This is a genomic window from Citrobacter amalonaticus (genome assembly GCF_002918555.1).
GTDB classification, from domain to species: Bacteria; Pseudomonadota; Gammaproteobacteria; order Enterobacterales; family Enterobacteriaceae; genus Citrobacter_C; species Citrobacter_C amalonaticus_A.
Map to the genome: position 1 here is coordinate 68638 of NZ_PQMB01000007.1, position 13302 is coordinate 81939.

Annotated in this window: 12 protein-coding genes; 4 read left to right on the forward strand and 8 right to left on the reverse strand. The window is 52.6% G+C overall.

Annotation, left to right across the window (positions count from 1 at the left end; translation table 11 throughout):
* Positions 1 to 6 precede the first annotated feature (6 nt).
* Entirely contained in the window at positions 7 to 339 is a 333-nt protein-coding gene (gene secG / locus C3432_RS24195; protein ID WP_103779706.1) for a preprotein translocase subunit SecG, read from the reverse strand.
* Between the two features lie 168 nt (positions 340 to 507).
* Positions 508 to 1401: a LysR family transcriptional regulator gene (locus tag C3432_RS24200; protein WP_103779708.1), complete on the reverse strand. Its 894-nt coding sequence runs from the start codon at positions 1399 to 1401 to the stop codon at positions 508 to 510.
* A gap of 151 nt (positions 1402 to 1552) precedes the next feature.
* Here C3432_RS24200 and iadA point away from each other — a divergent pair, with 151 nt between their 5' ends.
* On the forward strand, positions 1553 to 2686 hold the full coding sequence (iadA, locus tag C3432_RS24205) for a beta-aspartyl-peptidase (protein ID WP_103779710.1): 1134 nt from the start codon (positions 1553 to 1555) through the stop codon (positions 2684 to 2686).
* A 10-nt stretch (positions 2687 to 2696) separates the two neighbouring features.
* The gene (gene dcuC / locus C3432_RS24210; protein WP_103779712.1) at positions 2697 to 4163 is read left to right on the forward strand and encodes a C4-dicarboxylate transporter DcuC; all 1467 of its coding nucleotides are present in this window, start codon (positions 2697 to 2699) and stop codon (positions 4161 to 4163) included.
* Between the two features lie 45 nt (positions 4164 to 4208).
* On the opposite strand, the gene glmM is transcribed toward dcuC, so the two are convergent.
* The 4 genes from glmM to rlmE all read right to left on the reverse strand — a co-directional run bounded on the left by glmM (position 4209) and on the right by rlmE (position 9290).
* On the reverse strand, positions 4209 to 5546 hold the full coding sequence (glmM, locus tag C3432_RS24215; RefSeq protein WP_103779714.1) for a phosphoglucosamine mutase: 1338 nt from the start codon (positions 5544 to 5546) through the stop codon (positions 4209 to 4211).
* Positions 5539 to 6387 (reverse strand): dihydropteroate synthase, encoded by an 849-nt coding sequence (gene folP, locus C3432_RS24220; protein WP_103779716.1) that lies wholly within the window; start codon positions 6385 to 6387, stop codon positions 5539 to 5541. The genes glmM and folP overlap by 8 nt, the downstream gene beginning before the upstream one ends.
* Before the next feature lie 239 nt (positions 6388 to 6626).
* On the reverse strand, positions 6627 to 8561 hold the full coding sequence (gene ftsH / locus C3432_RS24225; protein WP_103779718.1) for an ATP-dependent zinc metalloprotease FtsH: 1935 nt from the start codon (positions 8559 to 8561) through the stop codon (positions 6627 to 6629).
* Between the two features lie 99 nt (positions 8562 to 8660).
* Complete coding sequence (rlmE, locus tag C3432_RS24230) at positions 8661 to 9290, reverse strand: 23S rRNA (uridine(2552)-2'-O)-methyltransferase RlmE (RefSeq protein ID WP_103779720.1); 630 nt, start codon at positions 9288 to 9290, stop codon at positions 8661 to 8663.
* Between the two features lie 127 nt (positions 9291 to 9417).
* On the opposite strand from rlmE, the gene yhbY reads away from it, so the two are divergent.
* Positions 9418 to 9711 (forward strand): ribosome assembly RNA-binding protein YhbY, encoded by a 294-nt coding sequence (gene yhbY / locus C3432_RS24235; protein WP_103779722.1) that lies wholly within the window; start codon positions 9418 to 9420, stop codon positions 9709 to 9711.
* 155 nt (positions 9712 to 9866) lie between these two features.
* Here yhbY and greA read toward each other — a convergent pair whose 3' ends face one another.
* Positions 9867 to 10343, reverse strand: a complete 477-nt coding sequence (gene greA / locus C3432_RS24240; protein ID WP_103779724.1) for a transcription elongation factor GreA — start codon at positions 10341 to 10343, stop codon at positions 9867 to 9869.
* A gap of 247 nt (positions 10344 to 10590) precedes the next feature.
* Here greA and dacB point away from each other — a divergent pair, with 247 nt between their 5' ends.
* Positions 10591 to 12024, forward strand: a complete 1434-nt coding sequence (gene dacB, locus C3432_RS24245; protein WP_103779726.1) for a serine-type D-Ala-D-Ala carboxypeptidase — start codon at positions 10591 to 10593, stop codon at positions 12022 to 12024.
* A 94-nt stretch (positions 12025 to 12118) separates the two neighbouring features.
* On the opposite strand, the gene cgtA is transcribed toward dacB, so the two are convergent.
* Positions 12119 to 13291: an Obg family GTPase CgtA gene (gene cgtA, locus C3432_RS24250; RefSeq protein ID WP_103779728.1), complete on the reverse strand. Its 1173-nt coding sequence runs from the start codon at positions 13289 to 13291 to the stop codon at positions 12119 to 12121.
* Positions 13292 to 13302 lie beyond the last annotated feature (11 nt).

Here is a 13302-nt window from a genome sequence, read left to right on the forward strand (position 1 = left end):
GAAATCTTAGTGCGGGATATCGCTGGTCGGCTGAGCCGGAGCAGCTGGCTGAGTCTGTTCGGTTTTCGCCGGAGCGCTCAGATTTTCCCACTCACTTCCTTTACTGGTCTTGTTGCTGTTGATATTGCCCAGCACCAGACTGATGATGAAGAACAGCGTTGCCAGCAGAGCTGTCATACGGGTCATGAAGTTACCAGAACCACCTGAACCAAACAGCGTAGCGGAAGCGCCTGCTCCAAAGGAGGCTCCCATATCAGCGCCTTTACCTTGCTGCAGCATGATCAGACCGACAAGGCCAATTGCTACAATAAGGAAAACTACCAAAAGAGCTTCGTACATAATCAACCTGTTCCTTGCGGAGTCGCCGCGTACCAATGCTTCAACCAATAAAGTGGGATAATTTACTGTTTCCCACTGAAGCGGGTGTGAATACTAACCAAAGCGAATAACCTTCGCAAGGGCAATTTGTTGACATTGTATCAACTGCGGAAAAAATCGCCATATCATTCAAAAACGCAGCAACTTATCCCAGCATCTCTGCATAACAGATCGCTGATCGTCAAGGTTAGCCCAGACAACGACAGGAATTTCACTTATCAGATCTGAATTTTCTGGCCAACAGTGGATAATCTCCTGGTTCACTAACTCTTCAGCCACCATCGATTCCGGTAACCACGCCATCCCCATATGGCGCAGGACCATTTCCCGTATGGTTTCGCTTAAACCACTCTCAAACACCTTCTTCAGCCGTGGCCGCACACGCTGCTCTAATGGGTCAATAATGCGCCTGACAAAGGTGTAGTCGCTGTAGCATAACCACGGGATCTGCACGTCCGGAGCATCAAGCCCGTCCATCAGCTGTGCAGAGATCACCGGGATAAAACGCTCATATCGCCACAAGGCACGTTTTAACTCTCCGGCAATCTCCAGACCCGGCTGCGAAGAGGGTAAATCGTAGGTCACCAGGAGATCAATTTGGCGGTTTATCAAAGCATTAAAGTGGTTATCAATCCCCTGAATGCAGGCATTTACCGTAAAATTTAATTGTGGTTCGCTTTGTCGCAGGTAATTGATCATGTCAGGCAGGATATTCACCGACAACGTATGCAGACTGACCATCACCAGCGTGTTATCTGTTGCCGGGATCATTGCAGACAGCTCATGGCGTGCTTCCGTCAATGTGCTGAGGACATGCCGTGCATAGGGTTCAAAACGCTCACCATAAGAGGTCAGCGTAACGGGAGTCGTGGTGCGATCGAACAGCGGGACGCCCAGCGCCTCCTCCAGTCCCTTAATACGTCGGCTCAGTGCTGGTTGAGTGATATGCCGCTGTATGGCAGCCTGGGAGTAGTTTCCATGCTGACTCAGCGCCAGGAAATCTTCTAACCACTTACAATCCACGTCAAACTCTCCGTCATTCCATAACAGTATCCACCGATAACAAATCGGAAATAGTCACACTTATAGCAATGGCTTTAATGTGGACATTATAACAACAATATTCTGTTTCACCTGCCGAGTCTCCCTCCTCTTGACGATTGACAGGACTGATATGTTTACTTTACTGACCAATGCTCGTGTATTTTCACCTGAAGATTTAGGCCTTTGCTCCCTGCTCATACATGCCGATCGTATTGTGGCAGTAGAAAAAGATATTTCACGCGTTGATGGCGTCAAAGACGTCATCGATTGCCGGGGTAAGTGGGTTATTCCGGGTATTATCGATCAGCACGTCCATCTTACCGGTGGCGGCGGTGAAGCCGGGTTCGCCAGCCGGACACCCGCCGTCAAATTGCGCGATCTGATTCAGGCCGGTATTACAACGGTCGTCGGCGTGCTTGGCACCGATGCTATTTCTCGCTCCCCCAAAGATCTCTACGCAAAAATGCAGTCTCTTAACCTTGAGGGGCTGCGCGCGTTTATGCATACCGGAGCCTACGCGCTACCCAGCCCGACGATTACGCGATCCATTCGCGATGATATGGCCTTTATCCCGGCAATTCTCGGCGTCAAAATCGCCCTGGCCGACCACCGTGGTTCATACCCCTCTTTCCAGGAGTTGTTGAGAATCGTCAGCGATATCCGGGTTGCCTCGCTGCTGGCTGGTAAAAAAGGGTTACTGCATGTCCACCTCGGTAATCTACCGGAAGGAATGTCGCAACTTGTTGAGCTTTGTGACGCAGGGATCCCGATCCACCATATTTCGCCTACCCATGTTGCGAGAACAGAGTCGCTGTTCGAACAGGCTATCGCTTTCGCACATCGCGGTGGTCATATTGACGTGACGTCTGGCGGTAGCCGATTTATGCCTCAGGAAGAGGCCATTCTCCACGCCCTGGAAGCTCAGGTCCCGGCCGATCGCATTACTATCAGCTCTGATGGTAATGGCAGCGTGCCGCGCTTTAACGCTCAAGGAATTGTTGAAGGATTAAGTGCTGCTCCAGTCGCAGGTAATCTTACCCTGCTTCCTCGCCTGATCGATGTCGGCATTCCTGTGTCTCAGGCGATCTCGATGATGACGGCAAACGTCGCACGTTCTTTGGGTATTTCCGGCGGTATGCTCTGCGCTGGAGAACGGGCAGATATTTGCGTTCTCAATAACGATCTCTCACTGGCGCATCTGTTTTCCGCAGGCAAGCCGTTAATGCGTGATGGTGAATGTCTGGTTAACGGTAATTTTGAGTGAGGATGCAAAAATGTCATTATTACTGGCGCTGGTCGCCATTGTATTTGCTGGACGCCTGATCCTGAAAAAGTATCACCCACAATCTGTGCTACTGTTGACCGGGATCGTGCTGCTGCTCATCGCACATTTTAGCGGGCTGACTACGCTCAGTGGCCTGGTGAAAAAAAGCACCGGATTTGGCCCTTTCGATGCTTTCGAGTTTATTCGCGATACCCTGAGCGTTCGCCTCGGTGGTCTCGGACTGCAAATAATGCTGATTGGCGGCTTTGCCACCTATATGTCAGCAATTGGCGCAAGCCAGGTATTGGTCCGGGTCACATCCCGTCCTTTGCAGCGCCTGAACTCTCCTTATCTGCTGCTCGGGCTGGCACTATTACTGGGGCAATTCCTGTCTCTGTTTATCAGCAGCGCCACGGGACTGGGCTTGCTACTGATGGCAACGCTTTACCCTTTGCTGACGCGTCTGGGTTGCAGTCGTGCCGCGGTGGCAGCCGTGATCGCCAGTACCTGTGCAGTTGAGTTTGGTCCGGGTTCCGGCAACTCTGTACTGGCCGCCAAAACAGCGGGGATTGAGGTCGTGAACTATTTCGTCCAGGACCAGCTTCCAATCGTCGTGCCCGTTATTCTCTTCATTGCCCTGCTCCATATTGCTGTACAGCGCTTTTTCGATCGCCGGGAAAGTGGGGACGATGCGACTCAGCAGATGCAAACATTAACGCCAACCGACGAAACCTCTGCGCCGGTGGCCTGGCTGTTCCTGCCGATGCTACCGCTGGTATTGATGTTGTTATGTAGCGATTTGCTGTTTAGTACGCTCAAAATTACCCTGGATACCGCCGTGCTGATAAGCCTCGCCATTACGTTGATTTGCGAGTATTGCCGCCATCGGAAGGCGCGTGAAGTCATGGCGGGAGTGCAAAAAGTATTCGACAGCATGGGCAGCGTGTTTGCCACCGTCGTGACGCTGATTATCGCTGGTGAAGTTTTTTCTGCCGGGCTGAAAGCTATTGGTGCGGTCGACGCGCTTCTGTCGCTTTCCGGTGAATTTGGGCTCAGTGCCGCCTCGATTATTCTGCTGATGACCTTGATCACCTTTGCAATTTCGGCACTCATGGGTTCCGGTAATGCGGCGTTTTTCTCTTTCGCACCGATGGTACCCGACATCAGTCGCCACATTGGGAGCGACATTGCGGTGATGATGCTGCCTATTCAGCTATCAGCGGGTATTGGTCGAACGTTATCGCCGATTGCCGGCGTTATCATAGCCATTGCGGGGATCGCTGGCGTATCACCGGTGGATATTGTTAAACGTACCGCTATTCCCATGCTGGGTGGCTGGTTGCTGATGATTGTCCTGACATTTGCACGTTCAGGGCATTTGCTGGCGGTTTTACCGTGGCTGGCAGCCTTCGTGCTGATAATGGCCGGTGGCTATTTCTGGCAACATCAACGCAAAAAATCACTTTCAGCACAATAAAAAAATGCCGGAGTCCAGGACTCCGGCGCTGACGCTTTACAAGCGTTAAACCGCTTTCACGGCGTCCGCAATACGGTGAGCAAATTCAGTGACCTGCGCTTCATCTTCGCCTTCAACCATCACCCGGATTAATGGCTCAGTGCCCGATTTACGCAGCAGTACACGTCCACGGTTACCCAATGCCGCTTCAACGTCGGCCATGACCGCTTTCACATTTTCATTTTCCAGCGGATCGCCGCTGCCAGCGGTAAAACGAACGTTAACCAGCAGCTGCGGGAACATTTTCATACCGCTGCACAGGTCGTGCAAACTCATATGGTTACGTACCATCGCAGCCAGCACCTGCAGACCTGCAACAATACCGTCACCGGTAGTGGTTTTATCCAGCAGGATCACGTGCCCGGAGTTTTCCGCGCCAATACGCCAGCCTTTCTCCTGCATTTTTTCCAGGACATAGCGGTCGCCAACTTTCGCGCGAGCAAACGGTATACCCAGTTGCTTGAGCGCCAGTTCCAGCCCCATATTGCTCATTAACGTCCCCACCGCACCACCGCGCAGCTGGCCCTGGCGCAATCCTTCACGGGCGATAATGTACATAATCTGATCGCCATCGACCTTATTGCCTTCATGGTCAACCATGATCACGCGATCGCCGTCGCCATCGAAGGCAATACCCAGGTCGGCTTTCTCAGCAACGACACGAGCCTGCAAAGCGCGTACATCGGTAGCGCCGACTTCTTCATTGATATTGACGCCATTCGGCTCGCAGCCGATGGCAATAACGTTAGCCCCCAGCTCACGTAAAACGTTTGGCGCAATGTGATAGGTCGCCCCATTCGCGCAATCGACGACAATCTTCAGTTCGCTCAGGCTCAGCTCATTCGGAAAAGTGGCTTTGCAAAACTCAATGTAGCGCCCGGCAGCATCCACAATGCGGCTGGCTTTACCCAGCTCGGCAGAGTCTACACAAGTAATCTCTTTTTCCATCTCAGCTTCAATGGCTTCCTCAACTGCATCAGGCAGCTTAGTCCCGTCGATGGAGAAGAATTTGATACCGTTATCGTAGAACGGGTTGTGCGATGCAGAGATAACAATCCCGGCTTCGGCACGGAAAGTCCGCGTCAGATATGCGACTGCCGGCGTGGGCATTGGCCCGGTGAAGGAGGCTGATAATCCCGCTGCCGCCAGACCCGCTTCCAGCGCCGACTCCAGCATATAACCGGATATACGCGTATCTTTGCCGATGATGATTTTACGTGACCCATGACGTGCCAGTACCTTACCGGCAGCCCAGCCCAGCTTCAGCACAAAATCAGGTGTGATAGGGGCGTCGCCAACGCGGCCGCGAATCCCATCGGTGCCAAAATATTTACGATTACTCATAGCGTTTATTTTCCTTTGCAGACAGAGTGGCTTCCACCACACGCATCGCTTCTACGGTTTCTTTGACGTCATGGACACGAATAATCTGCGCCCCCTGCATGGCGGCAATCACCGCACAGGCAAGGCTACCACTCAGACGCTCGGAGGGCCCCACGTTCAGGAGTTGCCCGACCATTGATTTACGCGACATTCCTACCAGCAACGGCAGGTTAAAATGATGAAACTCAGCCAGACGCGCCAGTAAGGTATAATTGTGTGAGAGATTTTTACCGAAACCGAATCCAGGGTCGAGCAACAATTTCTCTTTTGCGATGCCAGCCCTTTCACAGCGTGCTATTTGCTCAATAAAGTAGCGATTCACCTCGGCAAACACATCATCATACTTCGGCGCTTCCTGCATCGTCTTTGGTTGCCCTTGCATATGCATCAGGCAGACGGGCAACCCGGTCTCCGACGCCGCGTCGAGCGCCCCCGGCTCCGAAAGAGAACGGATGTCATTAATGATGTGAGCACCCACTCTCGCGGCTTCACGGATCACCTCCGGCTTAGACGTATCAACGGAAATCCACACTTCAAAACGTTGAGCAATGGCCTCAACGACAGGAATAACCCGTTCCAGCTCCTCTGCAACGCTCACGTCGGCGGCGCCGGGCCGCGTTGACTCCCCTCCGACGTCAATGATGGTTGCCCCGGCATTGATCATCAGATTGGCATGTTTCACTGCTTCAATCAGCGTGTTATGCGTTCCGCCATCGGAAAAGGAGTCTGGCGTCACGTTGAGAATCCCCATCACGTGCGGGTGGCTGAGATCCAGTGAAGTCCCCTGGGCATAGAGTTTCATGGTGTCATCCTGGTATAGACTCGTCATACTTCAAGTTGCTGATGCGTTGGCTTTGTTATTCGGCCCATCCCCGTACCGGGCCGCTGCGAGCAGCGTTCAAATCTGCTCCCGGCGGATTTGTCGCTCACCGAAGGCTGCCTTCCCGCAACTCGAATTATTTAGAGTACAAATTGATAAGAAAAAACCCCAGAGCAAGCCCCAGGGTTTTCAATAAAAACGCAGTCATCAACAACGGTAACTTATTTGTCGCCTAACTGCTCTGACATGGTGTTACCCGGGTTCGGCGTACGCGGTTCATCAACCGGACGCGGCGCACGAGGCGTGCCATTGTTGTCAGAGTTATTAGATGAGCCTGGCTCTTCCCAGCCAGCCGGCGGGCGAACATCACGGCGAGCCATCAGGTCATCAATCTGCGGAGCGTCGATAGTCTCATATTTCATGAGCGCATCTTTCATCGCGTGCAGGATGTCCATATTCTCATTCAGGAGCTGACGCGCACGATTGTAGTTACGTTCAATCAGCGATTTCACTTCCTGGTCGATGATACGCGCGGTTTCATCAGACATATGCTTGGCTTTTGCGACACTACGACCGAGGAACACTTCTCCGTCTTCCTCTGCGTACAGCAGCGGACCGAGTTTGTCAGAGAAGCCCCACTGGGTCACCATGTTACGCGCCAGGTTAGTCGCGACTTTAATGTCGTTCGATGCCCCGGTAGAAACATGTTCAGCGCCGTAGATGATCTCTTCTGCCAGACGACCGCCGTACAGCGTGGAGATCTGACTTTCCAGCTTCTGACGGCTGGCGCTGATTGCGTCGCCTTCAGGCAGGAAGAAGGTCACACCCAGCGCACGACCGCGCGGAATAATCGTCACTTTATGCACCGGATCGTGTTCTGGCACCAGGCGACCGATAATCGCGTGTCCTGCTTCATGGTAAGCCGTTGATTCTTTCTGCGCTTCCGTCATCACCATGGAGCGACGTTCCGCACCCATCATGATTTTGTCTTTCGCCTTCTCGAACTCAACCATGGAGACAACACGTTTGTTGCCGCGTGCAGCAAACAGCGCCGCTTCGTTCACCAGGTTAGCCAGGTCTGCACCAGAGAAGCCAGGTGTACCGCGGGCAATGATTGCCGCATCAACATCCGGCGCCAGTGGTACACGACGCATATGCACTTTCAGAATCTGTTCACGGCCACGTACGTCTGGCAGACCAACCACAACCTGACGGTCGAAACGGCCCGGACGCAGCAGCGCAGGGTCCAGAACGTCCGGACGGTTAGTTGCCGCGATGACGATGATACCTTCGTTACCTTCGAAGCCATCCATCTCAACCAGCATCTGGTTCAGCGTCTGCTCACGTTCATCATGACCACCACCCAGACCTGCGCCACGCTGGCGGCCTACGGCGTCGATTTCATCGATGAAGATAATGCACGGTGCCGCTTTCTTGGCCTGTTCGAACATGTCACGTACACGAGATGCACCGACACCCACGAACATTTCCACGAAGTCAGAACCGGAAATAGTAAAGAATGGAACCTTCGCTTCACCCGCAATGGCTTTCGCCAGCAAGGTTTTACCGGTACCCGGAGGACCTACCATCAGTACGCCTTTCGGGATTTTACCGCCCAGCTTCTGGAAACGGCTCGGCTCACGCAGATATTCAACCAGTTCAGCCACTTCTTCTTTCGCTTCGTCACAACCGGCGACATCAGCGAAAGTGGTTTTGATCTGATCTTCCGTCAACATGCGCGCTTTGCTTTTACCGAACGACATGGCGCCTTTGCCACCGCCGCCCTGCATCTGGCGCATGAAGAAGATCCAGACGCCGATCAGCAACAGCATCGGGAACCAGGAAATGAAGATAGAGGCCAGCAGGCTCGGCTCTTCTGGTGGTTCGCCAACAACCTTGACGTTCTTGGTCAGCAGGTTATCAAGCAGCTTCGGATCGTTAACCGGAATGTAGGTCGTGTAACGGTTACTATCTTTCTTGGTAACGTTGATCTCACGTCCGTTGATACGCGCTTCACGAACCTGGTCGTTGTTGACCTCTTGCAGGAAGGTAGAGTAATCCACCTTACGGCCATTAGACTCGCTGGGCCCAAAGCTCTGGAATACTGACATCAGCACGACGGCAATGACCAGCCAGAGTATTAGGTTTTTCGCCATGTCACTCAAGGGATTAACCTCTTATTACAACTGTGTTAAAAACAGCGTCAGGATACTCTATATCCAGCGTCTTTCAAACTTTCGTCTGAAATCTGCTGGTTAGGGTTTACGCCCGGTCGCTACAATATACACTTCACGCGAACGTGCGCGAGAAGAGTCCGGCTTACGAACTTTAACCTTCGTAAACAGGGAGCGAATTTCCCTTAGGTACTCATCGAAACCTTCGCCCTGGAACACCTTCACTACAAAACTTCCACCCGGCGCTAGCACATCGCGGGACATTTCTAACGCCAGTTCCACCAGATACATGGCGCGGGGGATATCCACCGCCGGTGTTCCGCTCATGTTTGGCGCCATATCGGACATGACAACCTGTACTTTACTGTCACCCACGCGTTCCAGCAGCGCTTTCATGACAAGTTCATCACGAAAGTCGCCCTGAAGAAAGTCCACACCAACGATAGGATCCATAGGTAAAAGATCGCAAGCGATGATACGGCCTTTCCCGCCAATCTGCGTGACCACATACTGTGACCAGCCTCCTGGTGCGGCACCGAGATCGACCACCGTCATTCCCGGCTTAAAAAGTTTGTCACTTTGCTGTATTTCATCAAGTTTAAACCAGGCACGGGAACGTAGCCCCTTTTTCTGTGCCTGCTGAACATATTTATCGCTAAAGTGTTCCTGAAGCCAGCGACTCGAGCTGGCAGAACGCTTCTTACCTGTCATTTAACATTTCCGTCCTGGGTCATCGTTGCTTGCCTGTGACGTAAATTTCTACGCAGTTATTTGGCGATATATGGGAGATGGCGGTAGAATGACCCGTTTTCAATCCCAACGTAAGCAAAAATATACGATGAATCTGAGTACTAAACAAAAACAGCACCTGAAAGGTCTGGCACATCCGCTCAAGCCGGTCGTTCTGCTTGGCAATAATGGTTTGACCGAAGGGGTACTGGCCGAGATTGAACAAGCGTTAGAGCACCACGAGCTCATCAAGGTGAAAATCGCCTCGGAAGATCGCGAAACTAAGACCTTGATCGTGGAAGCTATCGTACGCGAAACCGGCGCCTGTAACGTACAGGTCATCGGTAAAACGCTGGTACTGTATCGCCCGACGAAAGAACGTAAAATCTCGCTGCCGCGCTAAGAATATCCTAAAGTCGAACACAAAATCTGTGTAAAACGAGGAGTTTTCCGCTAGCAGGGGAGCAAAATGCCACGCTCTGTTCGTTGATAAAAGGCCGCAATGCGGCCTTTTTCCTTTCTTTACAATACATCAACATATTGAGTATTGGGTAATTCTTACAGGTATTCCACCTTTGTCACTTCATATTCTACTTCGCCACCAGGCGTTTTGATGACCACAACGTCATCCTGTTCTTTACCAATCAGGCCGCGCGCAATAGGCGAATTTACCGAAATCAGGTTCTGTTTAAAATCAGCTTCATCATCGCCCACGATACGCCAGGTCTGCTCTTCGTCGTTATCCAGATTCAGAACGGTAACCGTTGCGCCAAACACCACGCGACCATTGTTAGGCATCTTCGTCACATCGATAACCTGCGCATTAGACAGTTTCGCTTCGATATCTTTGATGCGTCCTTCGCAGAACCCCTGCTGTTCACGCGCGGCGTGATATTCCGCGTTCTCTTTCAGATCACCATGCTCACGCGCTTCCGCAATAGCGGTAATAATCTCAGGACGGCGCACAGATTTCAGAAAATCCAGCTCTTCACGTAATTTTTCGGCACCACGTAAGGTCATCGGAATAGCTTGCATTTGTTATACCTCTCGAACATTCCTGTTGGGGGTGATGCTCTCCACCCCGGCTGTTAAGCCTGTCCGCATACGGCGTCATACCCGGACCAGAAGCAAAAAAATACCGACCCGGGCGAAAGGTCCAGGTCAGCTACAATTCTCAATTTGATACTCATTTTACCCTGGAGTTCCCTATGGGTCATCGTTTACTTTTTAGGGCGATGCGCCGTAGTATGACGGCTTGTTTCCAGGTTGTTAGCGCGAGAATATGCGATTTTCCAGATTTATCATCGGATTGACTACCAGTATAACGTTCAGCGCCCAGGCCGCGAATGTTGACGAATATATCAATCAGCTCCCTGCCGGAGCAAACCTTGCCCTGATGGTACAGAAGGTCGGCGCTTCTGCTCCCGCTATTGATTATCATAGCCAGCAGATGGCGCTGCCTGCCAGTACGCAAAAAGTCATCACCGCGCTGGCTGCATTGATTCAGCTCGGACCCGACTTCCGGTTTACCACCACGCTTGAGACAAAAGGCAGCGTGGAAGGTGGCGTTTTAAAAGGTGACTTAGTGGCGCGATTTGGTGCCGATCCGACGCTAAAACGCCAGGATATTCGCAATATGGTCGCAACGCTGAAAAAGTCGGGTGTCACGCAAATAGCCGGCAATGTCCTCATTGATACCTCTATTTTTGCCAGCCATGATAAAGCGCCAGGCTGGCCCTGGAATGACCTGACCCAGTGTTTCAGCGCGCCGCCTGCGGCGGCAATTGTCGACCGGAACTGCTTTTCCGTCTCCCTTTACAGCGCACAAAAACCGAACGATTTAGCCTTTATTCGCGTAGCCTCTTACTATCCGGTGACCATGTTCAGCCAGGTACGAACGCTGCCGCGCGGCTCTGCGGACGCGCAATATTGTGAACTGGATGTGGTTCCAGGGGATCTCAATCGTTACACGCTCACTGGGTGTCTGCCGCAGCGCGCCGATCCGCTTCCCCTCGCCTTCGCCATTCAGGACGGCGCAAGTTACGCCGGTGCCATCCTGAAAGATGAATTAAAACAAGCAGGTATTAGTTACAGTGGCACGCTGCTGCGCCAGACGCTGGTCAATGAACCGGGAACGGTAGTTGCCAGCAAGCAGTCCGCACCGCTGCACGATCTGCTTAAGATTATGCTGAAAAAGTCGGACAACATGATTGCCGATACCGTTTTCCGGATGATCGGTCATGCGCGTTTCAATGTGCCAGGTACGTGGCGCGCAGGATCTGATGCCGTGCGCCAGATCCTGCGTCAGCAGGCGGGCGTTAATATTGGCAACACCATTATTGCCGACGGTTCGGGTCTCTCTCGTCACAATCTGATTGCGCCTGCCACCATGATGCAGGTGCTGCAATATATCGCCCAGCACGACAACGAGCTGAACTTCATCTCTATGCTGCCACTGGCGGGCTATGACGGCTCTTTGCAATATCGCGCTGGTTTGCACCAGGCGGGCGTGGATGGAAAGGTCTCAGCGAAGACAGGCTCACTGCAGGGGGTCTATAACCTGGCAGGCTTCATCACCACGGCAAGCGGTCAGCGCATGGCATTTGTGCAGTATCTGTCTGGTTATGCGGTAGAGCCGGCCGATCAGCGTAATCGCCGCATTCCGCTGGTCCGCTTCGAAAGCCGGTTGTATAAGGATATTTATCAGAATAACTGAGTATGTTTGCCGGATGGCAGCGCTAACGACCTTATCCGGCCTTCTGAAACCTGGAAACAAAACCCCGGCAACATGGCCGGGGTTTTTAATGTGATTAGCGCTTATAGATGAACTCAACGCCTTCTTCGTCGTCTTCGTCCCAGTCGTCATCCCAGTCATCTTCCGCTTCGTCTTCAACTTCAGCGAGCTGTTGACGGTGATAATCATCCCACATGAACTCGACTTTCTCCGGCTGTTTCGCTTCCTCAGCCTGAACAATCGGGTTCTCAATGATAAAGGTCATCACATCCCAGCAGAGATCTTTCACGCCCAGCTGGCTGGCGGCAGAGATCAGATAGTATTTATCTTCCCAACCCAGAGCCTGCGCGATAGCTTTCGCCTTCTCTTCCGCTTCAGCTTTGTCCAGCAGATCGATCTTGTTAAATACTAACCAACGCGGTTTGGACGCCAGATCCTGACTGTATTTCTCCAGTTCGCCAATAATGATACGGGCATTTTCCACCGGATCGGAACCGTCGATTGGATCGATATCAATAAGGTGCAGGAGTACGCGGCAGCGCTCCAGATGCTTCAGGAAGCGAATCCCCAGCCCAGCCCCTTCCGCAGCGCCTTCGATCAGCCCTGGAATGTCGGCAACCACGAAGCTCTTCTCATTGTCCATACGCACAACGCCAAGGCTCGGCACCAGCGTAGTAAACGGATAGTCAGCCACTTTTGGCTTTGCGGCAGACACCGCACGGATGAACGTCGATTTACCGGCATTCGGCATACCAAGCATACCCACGTCCGCCAGCAGCATCAGCTCCAGCATCAAATCGCGCTTATCGCCAGGGGTACCCATCGTTTTCTGCCGTGGAGTACGGTTGACGGAAGATTTGAAACGGGTGTTGCCCAGTCCATGCCAGCCGCCTTTCGCGACCATCAGACGCTGACCGTGTCTGGTCATATCGCCCATGGTTTCACCGGTTCCCTGATCGATAACACGCGTACCCACCGGAACCTTAATCGTAACGTCTTTACCACGCTTACCGGTACAGTCACGGCTCGCGCCATTCTGACCACGCTCCGCGCGGAAAGATTTTTCAAAACGGTAATCGATCAGCGTGTTCAGGTTTTCATCGGCTTCGAGCCAGACGTCACCGCCATCCCCACCATCACCGCCATCCGGGCCGCCTTTCGGGATGTATTTTTCGCGACGGAAGCTGACGCAACCATTGCCGCCATCACCTGCAACGACCAGAATCGATGCTTCATCAACAAACTTCATTTTACTCTCCG